The sequence below is a fragment of the Fructilactobacillus lindneri DSM 20690 = JCM 11027 genome (genome assembly GCF_002907375.1).
Lineage (GTDB): Bacteria > Bacillota > Bacilli > Lactobacillales > Lactobacillaceae > Fructilactobacillus > Fructilactobacillus lindneri.
Genome location: NZ_MIYK01000016.1, coordinates 91,964 through 113,594 on the forward strand (window position 1 = coordinate 91,964; position 21,631 = coordinate 113,594).

The 21,631-nt window shown below is 35.0% G+C and carries 20 protein-coding genes and 1 tRNA gene; 19 read left to right on the top strand and 2 right to left on the bottom strand.

The genetic code is table 11. The annotated features are described in order from the left end of the window. Window positions 1–8 precede the first annotated feature (8 nt). The 13 genes from recF to BHU33_RS07635 all read left to right on the top strand — a co-directional run bounded on the left by recF (window position 9) and on the right by BHU33_RS07635 (window position 13,629). Window positions 9–1,118: a DNA replication/repair protein RecF gene (gene recF / locus BHU33_RS05320; protein WP_054646504.1), complete on the top strand. Its 1,110-nt coding sequence runs from the start codon at window positions 9–11 to the stop codon at window positions 1,116–1,118. Between the two features lie 34 nt (window positions 1,119–1,152). Then, complete coding sequence (gene gyrB, locus BHU33_RS05325; protein WP_054646503.1) at window positions 1,153–3,102, top strand: DNA topoisomerase (ATP-hydrolyzing) subunit B; 1,950 nt, start codon at window positions 1,153–1,155, stop codon at window positions 3,100–3,102. Between the two features lie 48 nt (window positions 3,103–3,150). Beyond that, window positions 3,151–5,670: a DNA gyrase subunit A gene (gyrA, locus tag BHU33_RS05330; RefSeq protein WP_056997770.1), complete on the top strand. Its 2,520-nt coding sequence runs from the start codon at window positions 3,151–3,153 to the stop codon at window positions 5,668–5,670. Between the two features lie 204 nt (window positions 5,671–5,874). Next, a complete protein-coding gene (gene rpsF, locus BHU33_RS05335; RefSeq protein ID WP_054646502.1) occupies window positions 5,875–6,171 on the top strand; it encodes a 30S ribosomal protein S6 in 297 nt (98 codons plus the stop codon). A 26-nt stretch (window positions 6,172–6,197) separates the two neighbouring features. After that, window positions 6,198–6,719, top strand: a complete 522-nt coding sequence (gene ssb / locus BHU33_RS05340) for a single-stranded DNA-binding protein (protein WP_054646501.1) — start codon at window positions 6,198–6,200, stop codon at window positions 6,717–6,719. Window positions 6,720–6,756: 37 nt separating this feature from the next. Next, the gene (rpsR, locus tag BHU33_RS05345) at window positions 6,757–7,011 is read left to right on the top strand and encodes a 30S ribosomal protein S18 (RefSeq protein WP_054646500.1); all 255 of its coding nucleotides are present in this window, start codon (window positions 6,757–6,759) and stop codon (window positions 7,009–7,011) included. Between the two features lie 111 nt (window positions 7,012–7,122). Continuing rightward, the gene (locus BHU33_RS05350; protein ID WP_078775185.1) at window positions 7,123–9,150 is read left to right on the top strand and encodes a DHH family phosphoesterase; all 2,028 of its coding nucleotides are present in this window, start codon (window positions 7,123–7,125) and stop codon (window positions 9,148–9,150) included. A 48-nt stretch (window positions 9,151–9,198) separates the two neighbouring features. After that, complete coding sequence (gene rplI / locus BHU33_RS05355; protein WP_054646499.1) at window positions 9,199–9,651, top strand: 50S ribosomal protein L9; 453 nt, start codon at window positions 9,199–9,201, stop codon at window positions 9,649–9,651. 33 nt (window positions 9,652–9,684) lie between these two features. Continuing rightward, on the top strand, window positions 9,685–11,097 hold the full coding sequence (gene dnaB / locus BHU33_RS05360; RefSeq protein WP_054646498.1) for a replicative DNA helicase: 1,413 nt from the start codon (window positions 9,685–9,687) through the stop codon (window positions 11,095–11,097). Between the two features lie 144 nt (window positions 11,098–11,241). Then, a complete protein-coding gene (locus BHU33_RS05365; protein WP_054646497.1) occupies window positions 11,242–12,213 on the top strand; it encodes a GMP reductase in 972 nt (323 codons plus the stop codon). A gap of 100 nt (window positions 12,214–12,313) precedes the next feature. After that, window positions 12,314–12,574, top strand: coding sequence for a hypothetical protein (locus BHU33_RS05370; protein ID WP_065866131.1), 261 nt, complete (start codon window positions 12,314–12,316; stop codon window positions 12,572–12,574). Between the two features lie 157 nt (window positions 12,575–12,731). After that, window positions 12,732–12,983, top strand: a complete 252-nt coding sequence (locus BHU33_RS07715; protein ID WP_263850450.1) for an EamA family transporter — start codon at window positions 12,732–12,734, stop codon at window positions 12,981–12,983. Further along, complete coding sequence (locus BHU33_RS07635) at window positions 12,922–13,629, top strand: DMT family transporter (RefSeq protein WP_263850565.1); 708 nt, start codon at window positions 12,922–12,924, stop codon at window positions 13,627–13,629. The genes BHU33_RS07715 and BHU33_RS07635 overlap by 62 nt, the downstream gene beginning before the upstream one ends. Before the next feature lie 51 nt (window positions 13,630–13,680). Here BHU33_RS07635 and BHU33_RS05380 read toward each other — a convergent pair whose 3' ends face one another. Together BHU33_RS05380 and BHU33_RS05385 are read right to left on the bottom strand one after the other, a co-directional pair. Further along, on the bottom strand, window positions 13,681–14,595 hold the full coding sequence (locus tag BHU33_RS05380; protein ID WP_054646496.1) for a prenyltransferase: 915 nt from the start codon (window positions 14,593–14,595) through the stop codon (window positions 13,681–13,683). An 89-nt stretch (window positions 14,596–14,684) separates the two neighbouring features. After that, window positions 14,685–14,757: transfer RNA gene (locus BHU33_RS05385), tRNA-Lys, on the bottom strand. Between the two features lie 220 nt (window positions 14,758–14,977). Here BHU33_RS05385 and yycF point away from each other — a divergent pair. From yycF to rlmH, 6 genes are all read left to right on the top strand, one after another. After that, window positions 14,978–15,694, top strand: coding sequence for a response regulator YycF (gene yycF / locus BHU33_RS05390; protein ID WP_054646495.1), 717 nt, complete (start codon window positions 14,978–14,980; stop codon window positions 15,692–15,694). Between the two features lie 15 nt (window positions 15,695–15,709). Further along, complete coding sequence (gene walK / locus BHU33_RS05395; protein WP_054646494.1) at window positions 15,710–17,530, top strand: cell wall metabolism sensor histidine kinase WalK; 1,821 nt, start codon at window positions 15,710–15,712, stop codon at window positions 17,528–17,530. 13 nt (window positions 17,531–17,543) lie between these two features. Beyond that, on the top strand, window positions 17,544–18,860 hold the full coding sequence (locus tag BHU33_RS05400) for a YycH family regulatory protein (RefSeq protein WP_078775184.1): 1,317 nt from the start codon (window positions 17,544–17,546) through the stop codon (window positions 18,858–18,860). After that, a complete protein-coding gene (locus BHU33_RS05405; RefSeq protein ID WP_054646492.1) occupies window positions 18,860–19,702 on the top strand; it encodes a two-component system regulatory protein YycI in 843 nt (280 codons plus the stop codon). Before BHU33_RS05400 ends, BHU33_RS05405 begins: the two co-directional genes overlap by 1 nt. Further along, on the top strand, window positions 19,699–20,502 hold the full coding sequence (locus BHU33_RS05410) for an MBL fold metallo-hydrolase (RefSeq protein ID WP_054646491.1): 804 nt from the start codon (window positions 19,699–19,701) through the stop codon (window positions 20,500–20,502). The genes BHU33_RS05405 and BHU33_RS05410 overlap by 4 nt, the downstream gene beginning before the upstream one ends. Window positions 20,503–21,118: 616 nt before the next feature. Continuing rightward, window positions 21,119–21,598, top strand: coding sequence for a 23S rRNA (pseudouridine(1915)-N(3))-methyltransferase RlmH (gene rlmH, locus BHU33_RS05415; RefSeq protein WP_054646490.1), 480 nt, complete (start codon window positions 21,119–21,121; stop codon window positions 21,596–21,598). The last annotated feature ends 33 nt before the right edge of the window (window positions 21,599–21,631 follow it).

Sequence of the window (21,631 nt, forward strand, 5' to 3'; positions counted from 1 at the left end):
GAATTTGAATGCAGGTAAATGAGTTAAAATTACGAAATTTTCGTAACTATCAAAATGCTGATGTTCATTTTTCAAAGGGCATTAATGTGTTAATGGGACAAAATGCGCAAGGAAAAACAAATTTACTGGAAGCAATCTATGTTTTAGCTCTAACAAAAAGTCATCGAGCTACCAATAATCGTGATTTGATTGAATGGAACGATAAAAAGGCTGCAATTTGGGGTGAGATTCAACATAAAACTGGTAAAACCCAGTTAGAATTAACGCTTAGTTCAAAAGGCAAACGAGCCCGGGTTAATCATATTGAGCAGGCTAAACTTTCGACTTACATTGGACAACTGAATGTGATTCTGTTCGCCCCAGAAGATTTGAAGATTGTAAAAGGATCGCCGCAAGTTCGGCGTCATTTTATGGATATTGAATTTGGACAAATGAGCAGTAAATATTTGTACAATACTTCCCAATATCGCCGTATTTTAAAACAGCGGAACATCTATTTACGTCAACTGCACTTGCATAAAGCCAAGGATTTGATGTATTTAGATGTTCTTTCTGACCAATTATCTGCATATGCAGCAGAAATTATTTATCAGCGTGTTCAACTATTAGGGAAATTACAAAAATGGTCGCAAAGTATTCATAGTGAAATCTCTCAGCAACAGGAAGTTTTAAAGTTTAATTATGTGACTTCCCTACGGAAGAAAGATTTAGGTTCGGTTGAGCAGATTTATCAGACATTGTTGGCTAAATTTAAAGCAAATCATGAAAAAGAAATCCGACAGGGAACAACTATTTTTGGTCCTCATCGTGATGATTTGCGTTTTATGGTAAATGGCAAAGATGTAGCGACATTTGGATCACAAGGGCAACAGCGGACAGCTGCTTTATCGACTAAGTTAGCAGAAATCGATCTTATGAAAGAAGAAACGAATGAATATCCAGTGTTACTGCTAGATGACGTGTTATCAGAGCTTGACGAAGGGCGACAAACCCATTTGTTAACTGCCATTCAAAATAAGGTCCAAACATTTTTAACTACTACTAGTATGAATGGAATTGCTACTAATTTAATTAATAATCCCAAAATGTTTCATATCGAAAACGGAGTTATTTCTTAATAATTTTTAAATAGATTGATTGAGGAGGATATATATGACAGACAAGCCACAAGAGACAAAGGCTGAACGTGCCGCAGATTATGATGCCAGTCAAATCCAGGTTTTAAAAGGACTTGAAGCAGTTCGAAAACGTCCTGGAATGTACATTGGTGCAACTAATTCTCAAGGATTGCACCATTTAGTATGGGAAATCGTTGATAACGGTATCGATGAAGCACTGGCTGGTTTTGCTTCTGAAATCAATGTTGTAATTGAAAAAGATAACAGTATTACTGTTACTGATAATGGTCGTGGAATCCCAGTTGATTTGCAAAAGGAAACCGGGAAGCCAGCGTTAGAAACTGTCTTTACTATTTTGCATGCTGGAGGAAAATTTGGCGGCGGTGGATACAAAGTTTCTGGAGGACTGCATGGAGTCGGGGCTTCAGTGGTAAATGCTTTATCATCTGAACTTTCTGTCGAAGTAGTTCGAGGCGGAAAACGCTATTACATGGACTTTGTACGCGGACATGTTAAAACTCCAATGAAAATCATTGGTGACGCTCCAGAAGGTGAACATGGAACTAAAGTTCATTTTGTTCCCGATCCAGATATTTTTACAGAAACAACGACTTATAGCATGGAAACTCTGAGTTCTAGAGTTCAGGAACTTGCCTTTTTAAATAAAGGATTAAGAATCACGATTACTGATAAGCGACCTGAAAAACCAGTGGAACATGATTATTTCTACGAAGGCGGAATTCGTCACTATGTTGAATTCCTAGATCGCGGTCGCAGTCCTGTTTTTAAAGATCCTATCTACGTTGAAGGCAAAGAAAATGGAATTACTGTTGAAGTTTCTTTGCAATATACCAATGATTATCACAGTACTTTAAAAACTTTTACCAATAACATTAATACATACGAAGGTGGAACCCATGAAGAAGGCTTTAAACAAGCCTTAACCAGGATTATTAATGTTTATGGACGAAACAATAATATTATTAAAGATAATGAAGATAATTTAAGCGGACCCGATGTTCGTGAAGGTTTAACAGCAGTAGTTAGTGTGAAACATCCAGATCCCCAGTTTGAAGGACAAACTAAAACTAAATTGGGAAATTCTGATGCTCGAACTGCTACTAACCATGTGTTTAGTCAACAATTTTCTAAATTTATGGATGAACATCCTCAAATTGCTAAAGAAATTGTACAAAAAGGAATGCTGGCATTTAAAGCACGTTCGGCAGCTAAACGTGCTCGTGAAGTAACTCGTAAAAAGAGTGGACTTGAAATTAATAATTTGCCGGGTAAGCTGGCTAACAATACTAGTAAAGATCCTAAAATTTCAGAATTATTTATTGTCGAAGGTGACTCGGCTGGTGGTTCTGCTAAACAGGGACGTTCACGTTTAACTCAAGCTATTTTGCCAATTCGTGGAAAAATTTTGAATGTTGAAAAAGCTACTATGGATCGAATTTTAGCCAATGAAGAAATTAGATCATTATTTACAGCAATGGGAACTGGATTTGGCGAGGAATTTGATATTGAAAAAGCTAAATATCATAAATTAATTTTAATGACGGATGCCGATGTTGATGGAGCTCATATTCAGACATTATTGTTAACATTGATTTATAACTTTATGCGTCCGATGATTGACCACGGTTTTGTTTATGTGGCACAACCACCGCTATATCGAGTTCGTCAGGGAAATAAATTTCAAAGGTATGTCGATTCTGATGAGGAATTACAGGAATTATTAGAATCGTTACCAGCTTCACCTAAACCTCAGATTCAACGGTACAAAGGTTTAGGAGAAATGGACGCTGAACAATTGTGGGATACGACTATGAATCCTGTCAATCGACGTTTATTGCGAGTTACCTCCGATAATGCCGAAGCAGCTGCTGAGGCTTTCACAATGCTAATGGGTGAAAAAGTAGGACCTCGGCGTCAATTTATTGAAGATAATGCTAAATTTGTTCAAAACTTGGACGTTTAATAAAAATGTTCCATGTGAAACATCTGGATAATGTGAATGAGTAATGAAATGAATGGAGGCAGTCATTTGGCAAACGAAACTGACACGCCAGAAACTAGAATAACGAATGTCGATTTATCGAAAAAAATGAAATCTTCATTTTTGGATTATGCGATGAGTGTAATTGTGGCTCGAGCATTACCTGATGTTCGAGATGGAATGAAGCCGGTCAATCGACGGATTTTGTATGGAATGGATCAATTAGGGGTTACACCTGAAAAGCCATATAAAAAATCTGCTAGAATTGTCGGGGATGTAATGGGTAAGTATCATCCCCATGGCGATAGTTCAATCTATGAAGCCATGGTACGAATGGCACAGGAATTTAGTTATCGTTACATGTTGGTTGATGGACATGGTAACTTTGGGTCTGTAGATGGTGACGGTGCCGCTGCAATGCGATATACCGAAGCTCGTTTAAGCAAGATTTCGATGGAAATGCTGCGTGATCTTAATAAAAATACCGTTAATTTTGTTCCCAATTACGATGGTACTGAACGTGAACCAGTGGTTTTACCAGCTCGAATTCCTAATTTATTGTTGAATGGGGCAACCGGGATTGCAGTGGGAATGGCAACCAATATTCCACCTCATAATTTAAGCGAAGTCATTTCAGCCATCCATATTTTAATGAAAAATCCAGACGCAACAGTGAATGATTTGATGGAAGCATTACCAGGACCTGATTTTCCAACTGGTGGAATTGTAATGGGTAAATCTGGTATTCGTAACGCTTATGAAACTGGACGAGGAAACATTATTGTTCGGGCTAAGGTTGATATTGAAACGGATAAGAACGGCAAGCAGACGATTATTGCAACCGAACTTCCTTATATGGTTAATAAAGCCAAATTAATTGAACGAATTGCTGATTTGGTTCGTGATAAAAGAATTGTTGGAATTACGGCAATCAATGATGAATCTGATCGAGAAGGAATGCGAATTGCTATTGATGTCAGACGTGATGCTAATGCTGAAGTGGTTTTAAATAATTTATATAAAATGACATTGATGCAGACATCTTATAGTTTTAATATGCTGGCAATTATTGACGGTGCACCTAAAGTTCTTGGCTTAAAAGAGATTCTAAATAGTTATTTAAATTATCAAATTGACGTAATTACTCGTCGAACTAAATTTAATCTAAAAAAAGCTGAAGCTCGAGCACACATTTTAGTTGGATTATTAGTAGCGTTAGACAACATCGATGCTGTTATTAAAATTATTCGTGGTTCAAAGACTGGTGAAATTGCTAAAAATGAATTAATCAATAATTTTGAACTTGATGATAAACAAGCTCAGGCGATTTTGGATATGCGTTTGGTTCGTTTGACAGGACTAGAACGCGGTAAGATTACTGATGAACATGAAAAATTAATGGAACAAATCAAAGATTATCGTGATATCTTAAATAGTCATGAACGAGTAACTGAGATTATTTACGATGAATTGATGGATATTCAAAAACGATTTGGCGACGAGCGTCGTACCCAATTAATGATTGGGGAAATTACCAACATTGAAGATGAAGATTTAATCGAAGACGAACATGTCACGATTACTTTAACTCATAATGGGTACATTAAACGTCTTCCAACGGATGAATTTAAGACGCAAAATCGTGGTGGTCGCGGTATTAAAGGTATGGGCGTTAATAAAGATGACTTTATCGAACATTTATTGACAGGATCTACGCATGATTTGCTATTGTTCTTTACAAATTCAGGAAAAGTTTACAGTATGAAAGCTTATGAAGTTCCTGAATACGGACGTTCTGCTAAGGGAATTCCAATTGTAAATCTAATTCATTTAGGCGATAACGAAAAGATACAAACAGTGTTGGACATTTCCGCTGATGGAAATAATGACGATAAGTATCTGTTCTTTACTACCAAGTTGGGAACGGTTAAACGAACCCCATTAAATGAATTTGTAAATATTCGCAATAATGGTTTAAAATCAATTAATTTGCGTGATCAAGATGAGGTTATTAATGTTTCGCTAGTTGATGATAACCAGAATATGATTATCGGAACTCATTTAGGTTATGCTGTTAGTTTTAAAGTAAACGATGTCCGCACAATGGGACGTTCAGCAACTGGTGTACGTGGTGTGAGACTCCGCCCTGATGATTATGTTATTGGAGCAGCTATTTTAGCTCCTGATAGCGATGTTTTTGTAATATCTGAAAAAGGGTATGGCAAACGAACTCCTGCTGACCAATATGCCATTAAAGGACGAGGCGGAAAAGGAATTAAGACATCAAACATTTCTGAGAAAAATGGTCCATTAGTTGGTTTAGGGGTTATTAATCAAGACGAAGATATCATGCTGATCACTGATCAAGGTGTTATGATTCGATTTGCAGCTGGTAATGTTTCAGAAACTGGTCGCGCAACGCTAGGAGTTCATTTAATTCGAGTTGATGATGGTTCTAAAGTTGCTACTATGGCAATTGTGCAGCGTACTGAACCTGAAAAAAATATTGATGATGCGGATGAAAATCCAAATGATGATCCAGAAAATTAATAAAATTTTAAAAAGGATTACGATTTTACATTATCGTAATCCTTTTTTACGTATTTAAGTTTGTATCGTAAAATCACATTTCGTGTATTGAAAAAATTTACAACTATGCTAAAATAAGAGACTGTAGGTCAGATTAATTTTAATTTGATCTCCCTTGCTCTTCAAATTATTGAAGGGCCTATAGTCCATAAGGAGGTGCAATTCATGGAAAACAAATATGAAATTACTTACATCATTCGTCCAGATATCGACGATGCTGCTAAGACTGCTTTAGTAGAACGATTTGACAAAGTTTTGTCAGATAACGGTGCTAATGTAATCGATTCAAAAGACTGGTCTAAACGTCGTTTTGCTTACGAAATCGGTGGTTTTAACGAAGGTACTTACCATGTTGTTAATTTAACTGCTGACGACAGTAAGGCAATTGACGAATTTGATCGTCTTTCTAAATTTAGTGATGATATTTTACGTCAAATGACTGTAAAACGCGATGATAAATAAATAGTAAACGAGAGGAGCTTTTCAGTATGATTAATACCGTTGTCCTAACTGGACGTTTAACACGTGATGTTGATTTGCGATACACCCAAAGCGGCGCAGCAGTGGGAACATTTACCTTAGCTGTCGACCGTCGTTTCACCAATGCGAATGGTGATCGGGAAGCTGACTTCGTCAATTGTGTTATTTGGCGTAAATCAGCTGAAAATCTTGCTAACTTCGTACACAAAGGTTCGCTTTTAGGAGTTGAAGGTCGAATTCAGACTAGAAACTATGAAAATAAGCAGGGCCAACGTGTTTATGTAACCGAAGTAGTTGTTGAAAACTTTACTTTGTTGGAACCACGTCAAAATGGTGGTCAACAAAATAACAACAATGGCAACCAAGCTCCTCAACAAAATCCATTTGGAACTCCTAAGAATAATAACTTTGATAACAACAATAGTAGTAATCAGAGTAATAATAATGGTAATGGCGGAGACAATTCTGCTGATCCATTTGCTAATTCTGGAGACCAAATCGATATTTCCGATGATGATTTACCATTTTAATGGCAAAATCTGATTAACGAACGAGGAGGGAAACAACATGGCTGAACAAAGACATTCAAGAGGTAGAAGAGGCGGTGGACACCGTCGTCGTAAAGTTGATTTTATTGCTGCAAATCATATCGAATACATCGATTACAAAGATGTTGGTTTGATTAAACGTTTCATTTCAGAACGAGGTAAAATTTTACCACGTCGTGTAACTGGAACTAGTGCTAAAAACCAACGTAAGTTAACAATTGCTATCAAGCGTGCTCGTATCATGGGCTTGCTACCATTCGTAGTTGAAGACTAATAAAAATTGATCCAGTATTTGCTGGGTCTTTTTTTATGCTCAATTTTTTATAGGTCTTTTTGTGCTAAAATAATAAACAATAGCTGATAAAAGATAAGTAGGAATTTTATTATGAAAAAATCATTGCGTCATTTGAATTTACCTCCTTTTTTAAAGAATAAACGATTACGTAATATTTCACTTTTTATTGCGATTAGTTTAATTTTAGGATTGGTAATTGCTTTTATTTATAACGTTGTTATTGGTTTGGTTCTGCTGATTTTAGCATCTGCAGGGCTTACTTATACTATTAAAGAATTAAATATTGTTGAAGAAAATACTACTAAATATGTGACAGATTTATCGTATTTGGTTTCTCGAGGAGAACGCGAGTCGTTGTTAGAGATGCCAATTGGGATTTTAATTCTTGACGATGACCATCGAATTAATTGGGTTAATCCATATCTGCAACCATATTTTGGAAACAATAAAATCTTTGGCAAATCACTTGAAGAGATTGCTCCGGAATTGTTTGATTTAATTCAGGAAAATTGGAATGAAGATGAGCCATTTGAGATCACATGGCGTGGGAAACATTTTACAATTCTGATTCAGCGACAATATAATACAATTTACTTAATGGATATTACGCATTATGCTGACGTAGAAGTTAAGTATGAAAATGAAAAAATTGTAATTGGAGAAGTATATCTTGATAATTTTGATGAAGTTAGTCAGTCAATGTCTGACCAAGAAATTTCCAATTTACGTAACTATGTAACTAATAAACTGAGCACTTGGGCGAAAGACTACGGAGTTTATCTCAAACGAATTGATGCTGATCACTATATGATTATGATGTATGTGCAGGCTTTGCGTGAAATTGAAGCTGATAAGTTTAATATCTTAGATATCATCCGAAAGGGAACTTTACAACAAAACTTTCCTATTACCCTTAGTATCGGAATTGCATATGGCGATACCGATTTGAATCAATTAGCTGATTTGGCACAAAATAATCTTGATTTAGCCCTAGGTCGAGGTGGTGATCAAGCAGTTATCAAGCCAAGAGACGGTGAAGCACGTTTTTATGGTGGAAAAACTAATCCGATGGAAAAACGGACTCGGGTTCGTGCTCGAATGATTACAAATGCTTTGCAAGAATTAATGCGAACTTCTGACAAAATTTTTGTTGATGGTCATCAGCAACCGGATATGGATTGTTGGGGAGCTGCGTTAGGGATTCGACGAATTGCACAAATGAATAACAAAGAGTGTTACATTGTTTTTGATGATAAGGATGTACACACTGATATTAAACGTTTATTAGATAAAATTGACGATTATCCTGATATTTTAGATTCGATTGTGACACCCGATAAGGCCGTCAAAATGGCCACTGATGAAAGTTTATTGATTATGGTAGATCATTCTAATCCTAATATCGGAGTTGCTAAGAACCTATATGAACGCTTGATTAATCGAATTGTGATTATTGATCATCATCGGCGTGGAGAAGATTTCCCAGCCAATCCATTGTTAGCTTATGTAGAGCCATATGCTTCTTCTGCTTGTGAATTGATTACAGAAATGTTTGAATATCAATCGCAAAGTGCTGATCCAATTAATGACTTGGAAGCAACTGTTATGTTAACTGGAATAGTGGTTGATACCCAATCCTTTAAAGTACGAACAGGAACTCGAACGTTTGATGCTGCTAGTTATTTGCGGTCTGCTGGAGCAGATGTTGATGAGATTTCATCATTTATGAAAGAAAATCCCAATAATTACATGGCGGAAAATCATTTAATTTCATTGGTTAATTTTGTCGATGATAATTTGGCGTTAATTACGGCTGAAGACGATGTTAAATATGATTCGGTAACTGCTGCAAAAGCGGTTGATTCGCTACTTTCAATTGATGGCGTTGAAGCATCATTTGTAGTTTACCGACGGATGGATGGAAATGTTGGAATTTCAGCCCGCAGTACTGGTGCAATAAACGTTCAATTAATTATGGAAGCTCTCGGTGGCGGAGGTCACTTAGTTGCTGGTGCTACTCAAATTAAGGATAAAACCGTTGCTGAAGCCAATGAAATGTTGACAGAAGTAATTGATCAAAAGCTTTTTGATAATTCCAATAATAAGAGTGACGAATAGCACAATCAGAATAAATCTGTTAAATTAATAAAAAAGGAGTGGATGACAATGAAAGTTATCTTTTTAGAAGATGTTAAAGGAAAAGGCAAGCGCGGCGATATTAAGGATGTTCCCGCCGGATATGCACAAAATTATTTAATTAAAAATGGGTTAGCAGAAGCTGCTACCAAAGCAGCAGTTAGCAAAATTAAAGCAGAACAAAAGCATGCTGCTGAAAATGCTAAAGAAGAATTAGCAGAATCTAAAAAATTAAAAGACTTTTTGGAAAAAGACGAAACAGTTGTTGAATTAAAGGCGAAGGCAGGAACAGATGGTCGACTTTTCGGTTCAATCACCAGCAAACAAATTGCGAAAGCATTAGCTGATCAATATGATGTAACGATTGATAAACGTAAAATTGAACTAGCTGAACCAATTAAATCGATGGGATATACTAATGTTCCTGTTAAATTGCATCCTAGTGTCACTGCTGAAATTCGTGTTCACATTTCTGAAAAGTAATGATGTTCATTATGATTAGAAAAGAGTTTTTGGATGAATAACGATGTTTTAACTGATCATACGCCCCCACATAGTATTGAGGCTGAAAAAGCTGTTTTAGGGTCGATTTTTCTTAATCCAGACGCATTACCGGATGCGATGGAATATTTGCATGCTGATGATTTTTATAAGCATTCGCATCAGCTGATTTTCCAAACTATGGTTGATTTATCTGATCAGGATCAGGGAATCGATGCTGTTACGGTAACCGATAAATTAAAGGGACAAAATCAATTAGATGATGTTGGCGGAGTAGCTTATATCGTTGAATTAGCTGAATCGGTGCCAACAGCTGCTAATTTAGTTTACTACGCTAAAATTGTGCGTAAAAAGGCTACTTTACGCAACTTGATTCAAACGGCAACCAAAATTGCATCCGATGGTTATGACGAAGATGAAGATGTCGATACGCTACTAGATAACGCAGAACGCGATATCATGGACGTTTCTGATGATCGGAATCAAAGTGGATTTAAACCGATTCGGGATGTTTTAAGCGAGTCGTTTGCCAAAATTGATGAGTTGTCTAAAAACGGTGGAAATGACATTACCGGCCTGCCGACTGGTTATAAAGCCCTAGATGAAATGACGACGGGATTACATCCAGGTGAATTAATGATTTTAGCAGCACGTCCAGCAGTTGGTAAAACTGCTTTTGCACTTAATATTGCACAAAATGTTGGAATTAAAACTCCAAAAACAGTCGCATTATTTAGTTTAGAAATGAGTGCGGAGTCATTGGTTAATCGAATGTTGTGTGCTGAAGGCAGTATTGATGCCAATCATTTGCGAACTGGGGAATTAAGCAGTGAGGAATGGAATAGTTTGACGGTGGCAATGGGAACTTTGTCAAACGCTAAAATTTACATTGATGATACTCCTGGAGACAGGATGGCATCAATTCGAGCTAATTGTCGACGCTTGAAAAAAGAAGCAGATCGCGATGTTGCTAACGGTGGCGGCTTAGGATTAATTGTGATTGATTACCTTCAGTTGATTGAAGGTAGCAACAGAGAAAGCCGGCAACAAGAAGTTTCTGAAATTTCACGACAGCTAAAAAAATTAGCGAATGAACTGCAAGTACCAATTATTGCGCTTTCACAACTTTCTCGAGGTGTGGAACAACGTCAGGATAAACGACCAGTATTATCAGATATCCGTGAATCCGGTTCGATTGAACAGGATGCTGATATTGTTGCCTTTTTGTATCGTGATGATTACTATGAACGTGATGATGGCGACGATAATGAGCCAGAAAATCAAAAAGAAGATCAGGTTGATGATAACGTTGGTGAAGTCGAAATTATTATTGAAAAGAACCGTTCTGGGCCACGAGGAACGGTCAAATTATTATTTGTGAAATCATTTAATAAATTCTCATCGATTTCATATGCTTATGATGATTAATAACATAAAATCCAGTTGACACAATCAACTGGATTTTTATTTTCAGATTAATTGACTATCGCAAATTAATTAGGTAAGATATTGGTTGGCAAACGAATAAAGATAATTTCAATATATATAATGTTCGTGATTAGGAGTGTTAAAATGGAAGTTTTTGATTATGATGATATTCAATTAATACCTAATAAATGTATCGTAAACTCACGAAGTGAATGTAATACTGAAGTTGAGTTTGGCGGACGTAAGTTCAAATTACCAGTTGTTCCTGCTAATATGCAGACTGTTATCAATGAAGATTTGGCTATTTCATTAGCTAGCAATGGCTATTTTTATGTGATGCACCGTTTTCAACCAGAAAAACGACATGATTTTGTAAAAAGAATGCACGACAAAGATCTTTTTGCTTCAATTAGCGTTGGTGTGAAACCTGGAGAATATGAGTTTATTGACAGTTTGGCTGTAGATGACCTAGTACCAGAATACATTACCATTGATATTGCTGATGGATATGCAGATTCTGTAATTAATATGATTCATTACATTAAAGACAAACTCCCAACTGCCTTTGTAATTGCTGGAAATGTTGGTACTCCAGAAGGGGTACGTGCTTTAGAAAATGCTGGTGCGGATGCAACTAAAGTTGGAATCGGACCTGGGAAAGCATGTATCACTAAAATTAAAACTGGTTTTGGAACTGGAGGATGGCAGTTAGCTGCAATTCGTTATTGTGCTAAAGCAGCCCAAAAACCAATTGTGGCTGATGGTGGAATTCGGAATGATGGCGATATCGCTAAATCAGTTCGTTTTGGAGCTACGATGTGTATGATTGGCTCAATGTTTGCCGGTCATCAAGAATCTCCAGGCGAAGAAGTTGAAAAAGATGGAAAGAAATATAAAGAATATTTTGGATCGGCTTCTCAATTCCAAAAAGGCGCTTATCGTAATGTAGAAGGTAAAAAACTGTTGGTTCCTTTTAAGGGTAGTATTTATGACACTTTAAATGAGATGCAGGAAGATTTACAGTCTTCAATTTCATATGCTGGTGGTCGTGATTTAAATGCCCTTGGAACAGTTGATTATGTAATTGTTAAAAATACCATTTATAATGGTGATTAATTGTTTCATGTGAAACATTTTAGTGCTTGAGTCGCTTTAATTGACCACAACTGAACAGGGTTTGTATAATGTCACTATTAACTAAAAAAGGAGTGATATTATGTCAGATGCAACTAAAGCAGATAAAACATTAGATAAGATTTCGGAAATCGTAACTAAACTTGAAAAAGATTTAGCTAAAGAAAGTACTGAATCGGAAGAAGGTCACAAAGTTCGTGCTTGGTTTGAAGAACACAAAGCCATTCATGAAATCAAACGTACCCTTCATGGAGTTGGCAAATTCGACAAGTATGACGAAGATGCTTACAACAAATTCATGAAAGACTACGAAAACGTAATTAATGATTTTGATAAAAATTAATTAAACTTAAAAAGTCATTCTATTAAATAGAATGGCTTTTTTGCTGGCGTAATTTGCATTTTACTTGATTATTTTGTATTTTGGATAGTAAGAGGAGAATCTACATATGAAAAAATCAATGCTTTATGTTTGTATATCGACCGTTTTATTTAGTTTGATGGAAATTGCGTTAAAAGTTGCCGGAAATCAATTTAACCCAATTCAGTTAAACTTAATCCGATTTGCACTAGGTGGGTTGGTAATCTTACCTTTTGCTTTAGTACATTTGAAAAAACTGCATCACAAACTACATTGGGAAGACTGGAAAACCTTTTTTTTACACCGGTCTTTTATGTGTGGTAGTTTCAATGACTTTGTATCAATTAGCCATTGTTTATGGAGAACCAGCGATTGTCGCAGTTTTATTTAGCTGTAATCCGGTTTTTGCGCTCTTGTTTGCATACCTAATTTTACATGAAAGTATTTCACGTGCTGATATTATCTCGTTGGTATTATCAGTAGTTGGATTATTAGTGATTATTGATCCATTCAAACTAATTGACCCAATTGGAATTTCATTAGCAATTTTTGCTGCAGCGACCTTTGGATTTTATAGTATTATGTCGCAAGCGAGTTCTTTAAAAGTTCATTTGGATGGAGTAGTAATGACTAGTTTTACTTTTATTGCTGGATCAATTGAACTATTAATTATAATTTTAATTACTAAAATCCCCTTTGTTGCTAATGGGATGCGTTCAGTTAGTTGGTTAAAAAACTTTACAGATATCCCAATTTTAAAGAATGTAAATCTACCTAATCTATGGATTTTATTGTTCGTCGGAGTTGCCGTTACTGGCGGAGGGTTTGCATTTTATTTTCTGGCATTACAAGACAGCGGAGTTTCAATTGCTTCGCTGGTGTTCTTTTTCAAGCCAGTCTTATCGCCAATTTTTGCTTATTTCTTAATTGGAGAAAACATTAATATTCCTACAATGATTGGGATTGCAATTATTATCCTTGGCTCAATCGTAACTATTTATGGATATCATGCTGAAGCAAAATCAAGTGAATCATAACAAAAAGGTCTATCCTATGAAAAATCATTGGGATAGACCTTTTTATAAAAATTAATTAGGAAAAATTGCGTAAATAATAGTAGCAAGAACTACAGTTAAAGTGATTGCGATATCATTACGAATCGTAAGTACAAATGTTTTTTGTTTTGACTGAAATTTCCAAAACTTTTTAGTGTTTTTAAGAATTAATGGAATGGTAAGAAATACTAGAATAGTTTCAATTGGTAGCCAATGCATGATAATAGAAACTAATAAACATCCATAACCAAGGAGATAATTAAATAAATAAAGCCTTAAAGTTCCTTCTTTGCCAAGATAACTCACGCTGGTAAAACGATTGAATTTAATATCTTCTTCATAATCACAGAGATTATTTGCTAGGCTGATATTAGTAATAGCAAAAATCGCAATTCCAGCAACAAAAATCATTTGACCAGCGATTGACCAACTAGCTTGATTGGGAGCAATGTTAATTAAAACGCAGGCTAATGAAATGATGTAACCCATAATAATTCCTGAAGCACTGTCTCCTAGAGGACCATTTTGAATAGGATGTGGACCACCGCTGTATAAATAACCAATCGCAGCCCCGGTTAGACCTAGAATTAAAATCAGCGGACTAGTCACGACTACGAGCCATAATGCTAATACCAATCCGATACCAGTCAGCAAGTAAATTAAATACTTGAGTCTTTGATATTCCTGCGGACTGCTAATCTTTTTAAAAATTCCATCTTGTTCCTGAGTTAAGTTATATTTTAACGAATTTTGGTAGTCTTTGACGGTATCAAAAAGATTAACAATAATTTGCATTAAACAACAAATAATAAAAAACAAGACGTTATGAAAAAAGTTGAGCGTATGATACTGGTATAAAGCAAACAAAATTCCTAAACAAAACGGAAGCACCGATGCAATTAAGGAATGCAAGCGGGTTACCCGAGTGATTTTTTGCCATGTATTCATAATAAAATTCTCCTAGTGGTGATTAACAAGATAGTTACTAAATAAATTTACATATAAAAAAAGAACGACTACACTAGTCGTTCCAAGGATGGGCAGTCAGGGGATCGAACCCTGGACCCACGGATTAAGAGTCCGTTGCTCTGCCAGCTGAGCTAACTGCCCATATCAAAAGTACATATATAATACTAGCATACGGCCTACCCTAGTGCAACTATCTTTTGCAAAAAATCCAACTAATTTAAATAATCTTAAATGGTACCGTTAAAGGTCTCACTTTTATATATGTTATAATATGGCATGATTGAGCAGAAAGTAAGCCTTAATCATTACCTGATAGAGACAATTCAAAATTCAAATTAACAAACTTAGGAGTTATTAAATTATGGCAAAAATATTAGTTGTTGATGATGAAAAACCAATTACAGATATTGAAAATTTTAGTTTAGCTAAAGAAGGATACGAGGTCGTAGTTGCTTACGATGGCGAAGAGGCGCTGGAAAAAGTAGAATCAGAAAATCCAGATTTAATTATTCTAGATTTGATGCTTCCCAAAATGGATGGATTAGAAGTGGCTAAAGAAGTTCGAAAAACTCACAATATGCCAATTATCATGGTAACTGCCAAGGATTCAGAGTTAGATAAAGTTTTAGGGCTGGAAATTGGAGCTGATGATTATGTTACCAAGCCATTTTCAAATCGAGAACTAGTTGCTAGAGTTAAAGCCAATTTACGAAGACAGTCAGTAAATAGCGATTCTAACAACTCTGATGATGAAGATAAAAAAGACATTACTCTCGGAAATTTAGTAATTCATCCTGATTCTTATTCAGTTACGAAGAATGGCGGACCGGTTGATTTAACGCATCGAGAATTTGAATTAATTCATTACCTCTCACAACATATTGGACAAGTTATGACGCGGGAACATTTATTGCAAACCGTTTGGGGTTATGATTATTTTGGTGACGTGCGGACAGTTGATGTGACGGTACGACGTTTACGAGAAAAAATCGAAGATGATCCTAGTCATCCCAAGTGGTTGGTTACACGTCGGGGAGTCGGATACTATGTGCATGATGTAGCTGATGATAATAAGTAGTAAGAGGTTAACTAAATGGTAAAGAAGAGATGGAAATTTTTTAAATCCATTCATTTTAAAATTGCATTGGTTTTCGTGTTGATGCTGCTTCTAACGCTGGAAACAGTGGGAGCAGTATTTGTACGTCAGCTTGAATACCAAAATTTGAATACTTTTAAAGAATCAATTCAATTAAAGCCATATGTCAATGCTTCTTTAAAAAAACAATTAGCTAGTCGAAATCAGATTAAAGCTAATAAACAAATTCAGACTATCTTACAAGATGCTGATGTTAGTAACGTTGACGAGATTACAGTGGTAGATTCTCGAGGAAATATCCGAGGGACTAATCAAACGAGTAGCCAATCGCTTGTAGGGCAAAAGAATACTGATAGTGATATAAAAAGTTCCTTATACAGTGGTAAAACCATTGAAAAGAACAATTCAGAAAACAATAATCGATATTACACCTTAATTACTCCATTAATTAATAGTTCTAAAAATCAAAATAATGTTGAAGGTGTTGTTTATATTCGGGCTAATTTAGGTCAGGTTTATCACAATATCAATAACATCACGATTATTTATCTTTTTGCGGCGGTCTTATCCATTATTTTAGGACTAATTCTGACATTGATTATTTCCCGAGCCATTACGAAACCAATTGAAGAGTTAAAGAAACAGACAGAACAAATTGCTCGCGGTGATTATTCCGGCCATGTACAGGTTTATGGTCATGATGAATTAGGACAATTGGCTCAGGCGGTTAATAATCTGTCTGTTCAAGTTGAAGAATCGCAAGAATTGACTGAATCAGAACGACGTCGGTTGGATTCAGTATTAGATAATATGACCGATGGTGTGGTGGCTACTGATCGACGCGGAATTGTTAGTATTGTGAATGATGAAGCTTTAGATTTACTGGGACTTAATAAAGCGCAAGCAGTTGGTAAACCAATCTTAGATATTTTAAAATTGCAAAATAGATATACTTTAAAAGATTTAATCGATGATCCAGGACAAGTATTTTTGGATTTTTCAACTGAGGGTCATAAGTTGATTTTGTCGGCTCATTTTTCGCTGATTCAACGAAAATCAGGTTTCATAAATGGAATTGTTTGTGTCTTTCATGATGTTACGGCTCAACAAAAAATCGATCAAGACCGACGACAATTCGTTTCAAATGTTTCCCATGAGTTGAGAACACCGCTTACCAGTGTACATTCTTACATTGAAGCATTATTAGATGGAGCTTGGAAGGATGAAAAATTAGCCCCAAAGTTCTTGCATGTCACTCAAGATGAAACTGATCGAATGATTCGAATGATTAATGATTTGCTGACTTTATCAAGGATGGATTCTGGAACACAAAAATATAATACTGAATTGGTTAATATTAATAAATTAGTTAATTATATTTTGGATCGCTTTGATATGATTGTTAAAAATGATGATTCAAAAAAACATTATAAAATTAAACGCTTTTTTACTGAGCAAGATTTATGGGCTGAAATTGATACTGACCGTTTTACGCAAGTGATTGATAATATCATGAATAATGCAGTTAAATATTCACCTGATGGTGGTGTAATTACTTGTCGATTGTACGAAAATCATAATGAAATTGTGATTAGTATTGCCGATCAGGGATTGGGAATGCCTAAATCAGCGATTAAGCATATTTTTGATCGTTTTTATCGAATTGATAAAGCACGTTCACGAGCTCAAGGTGGTAGTGGACTGGGATTAGCAATTTCAAAAGAAATCATTGAATCATTTGGCGGTAATATTCGGGTGGAGAGTGTAGAAGGAGAAGGTTCAACTTTCTATGTTTTCCTTCCTTGTGAATCAGTTTAGGAGGATTTGTGGGATGAAGGACAGGCTTAAACGTTTATTTTTACCGATTTCGCTAGCAGTTGCAGTTGGGATTAGTCTCGTGTTGTCAGTTTCTTTGCTAACTAATCCAGCACGATTTAGTAATAATAACCATCCTAAGCAAAAGTCAGCATTACACAATGACATTAACTCGCGTAATTTTTTGGAGGTTTATTCCCCAACTCAAATTATTCAGACGGATAGAGATGGAAAGCAACAAATGCTGACAAGCCCCACGACTAATTTAGTGGGTGAAATTCTGAAAAACATGGATAATTATCATTTTTCTAAAATTAAAAGAATTTCAACAGGAAATCAGCAAAAATATTTGGATAAGATGAATTATCATGATTCGTTAATGTTGAATTATAATAGTTCGATTTCATCTAATATTATTGGCAGAATTTTGCATTATTCCGGATTTAATGGGAAAGAGGATATTAATCGAATTGTCTTGCCTATTGATGATAATAACCGTATGTATCTTTTAAGTGATCAGAATCATACGATTTATCAAGTAAATGTAAAATCACGTAGCTTAGCAAAGATTCATCGAATTATTCGGCATGATGTTACAAAAGACCACGTCGAAATGCGGTTGCGTAATGGCCGTCCTTTTTTGTATTTCCCAGGTCAAGTTAAAATGAAAGATTATGGTTATTTACTGCAGGAACAATCCCAGTCTTTGTACCTAAGTCGGATTATTGGAAATACAACTAATGCTACGATTAAACACCACAAGAATAGTACGACTTATAATTCTTCTGACCAGGGACTAACATTTTCGAATGATGGGAATGTAATTTATAATAATTATCAAACTCATCATAATGTTAATAATCAAGAAGAGGCATTAGAAGCAGCTTATCGGAATGCTATCCAATTAGGAGTACCACTAGATAATACAAAATTTGATAGTTACACGAATAAGGACAAAGCCGTTAATTATCGTTTCTTTATCGAAGGGTTCCCGCTGTATGGTTCTGAACAATTAGGTAGTTATTCGTATCGCTTTATTAACGGTAATACTGAACGTTATAAATTTTCATTACGTGATTTTCAAATCCCAGTTCCTACCAATAGACAGACAACTATCCTTCCTAGTACTAGGAATTTATTGCGTGATTTGAAAAATGATGGTGTTGATATGTCAAAAGTGACTGATGTTAAGTTGGGTTATCAGATTATTCCTGACAAGCAAAATAATTTGTTAGTAACATTGCAATCAACCTGGTTTGTGAAATACCATAATAAATGGGTAAATTACAAAACATTAAGTCCTCACTATCAAGCTGGAAAGGAGAATTTCTAATGAATTTTAAGCGAATTCAAGAAATCTTCTTGTTAGTTTTTATTGTGATTGATATATTTTTGTTTACTATGACAAAAAGCAATAAAATTCAGCCTACTAATACACCAGTCGGAAATGCTGATAATACCATCATTAAAGAAATGAAACATGATTCAATTTCAGTTGGGAAGTTATCTAATCAGCGTTTGGATGGCTATTATCTTTCGGCAACTCAGGATAATAATCTTGAGTCTCAATTTTCGAAACTTAAAAACCAAGATGCTAGAATTGACAGTAATACTGTTGTTAGTACTTTTAGAAACATCATTAAAGTAGATGAAAATGATCCACATAAAACAATTGACCATTTGATGAAAAAGAATGGGTTTGTGCTGGATGGCAAATATTTTCTATATAATAAGCATTTGTCTAATAAAAATAAAGTTGTTTATGATCAAATGGTAGTTAATAGTACGGTGCTTTCATCTAATGCTAGAATTACCTTTAATATTACAAAAGATCATCATTTGAGTGGCTATACACAACGAGAATTAAACAATATTAAAATTCTACATGAAAAATCCGAATTAATTTCTGAAGAACACGCAGTTATTAGACTTTATCAATATAATGAGATTCCTAATAATTCTAAGGTGTTGTGGACTAAATTGGCCTACACTCATTTGTTGCATATTGGCGGAGAAGATGTTTATATTCCAACCTGGATGATTGCAACTGAAAGTAAAACCAGTCATAAAAAACAAATTAAACGAATTAATGCCTTTAATGGGGCATCATTTAAAACTGAAAAGGTTAAGATTAAAAATAATAGTCAAAATGTAGAAAGTGAGAACAATCAATGAGTGATGATTCGTTAAAAGTTAGTGTTCTGTCTAGTGGAAGCGGTGGGAATTGTACCTACATCGAAACGCCCCAGCATAAAATAATTCAGGATGCTGGATTATCAGGAATAAAGATCGAACGGCTCATGAAATCGATTGGCAAAGATTTAAAGGATGTTGATTCGTTATTTGTTACTCATGAACATACTGATCATGCTAAAGCAGTTGGTATTTTAGCACGTAAATATGGCATGAATGTATATGCTAATGATGCGACTTGGAAAGCCATGCAACGTAAAATTGGTAAATTTCCAACCGAACAAAAGTTTGTTTTTGCACCTGATTCAACTGAATTATTTGGTGATTTAGATGTGGAAAGTTTTTCGGTGGAACATGATGCTGCCCATGCCCAATTTTATAATTACCATCATAATGGGAAGAGTTTTGTGATTGTGACTGATACGGGATCAATCAATGATCAAATTGAAGGTATCATTAGAAATGCTGACGGATATTTATTTGAATGCAATTACGATACGGATATGTTGATGAATGGCGATTATTCGTATTCCACTAAGATGCGGATTCAAAGTCCAACGGGACATTTATCTAATGTGGCAGGAACAGAAGCCTTAATGGATATTATGGGACCAGCAACGAAGCAAATTTTCTTAGCTCATCGAAGTCACCACAATAATACGAAATCATTAGCGCGTTTAACCGTTGCCTCTATGATGAAAAATAATGGCTTAGGCGTTGGACGTGATTTTAAATTATTTGATACTGATGTAGAAAAACCGTCTGATTTGCTTACTTTATAAGATTTTTGAAGCATAATTATCGCATAGATAATTATGCTTTTTGTTTATAACCAACTAAATTCGGCAATTGATAGTTAGTTGATGTACAATCTAACAGTATGTTAATTTACATTTTTGTACTTATTAGAGTATTTAATGTTGATTATTCAATGATTAAAGCAAATATTAGTTAATTTATGAAATGACGGAAAGTTACACTAAAAATTAAATTACGAACGAAGTTACATAATTAAATACAATAATTAAGCTAAAAAGTAACAAAATAAACTACGGTTGAAAACTCTGTTGATAACTTTGTGGATAAACATAATTATTAAATATAAACACCATTGTTTAGGGAGTTATAACAAGTTGATAACTATCTAGAACTTATCCACAGTGATTGTGCATAAGTTTATGGAACATTTTTAGTTAAAAATAAAACGCTGTTATATCAACGCTTATGACAGGAAAAAGATGTGTTAACGAACATATGTTGTTATTTATATTGTGGATAACTAAAAAACATGTTGACAACTTTAGTAAAAAAACGGGTAGGTGATTTTGAGAAAAAAGTGGAAAATAATTACATTGCTGTGGATAAATTTGTGGATAAACTGTTAAAAGGAGTAGACTTATGAACATTAAGTTAGTAGTAGTTGGAAAAGTAAAAGAAAAATATTTTCGTAACGGAATTGCTGAATATGAAAAAAGAATGTCACGGTTTGGTAAATTTAAAATTGTGCAGGTACCAGATGAAAAAGCACCGGAATCATTAAGTCAAGCTGAAATGGATGCGGTAATGGAAAAAGAGGGACAACGTATTTTAAGTAAGATTGGCGATCGGGAATATGTAATTGCACTAGCAATTTTGGGAAAAGAATTATCTTCAGAAGAATTTGCTGCCAAAATCAAAGATTTAACTACGTACGGGCACTCTGATATTACTTTTGTGATTGGTGGTTCGTTAGGACTATCTCCTCAAGTTTTACAGCGAGCAGATTTTGAAATGTCATTTGGACGGTTCACGCTGCCTCATCAATTAATACGGTTGGTTTTATGTGAACAGATTTATCGAGCCTTTATGATTAATCAGGGAAGTCCTTATCATAAATAAAAAGATCAGTTAGAATTTAGCTCTAACTGATCT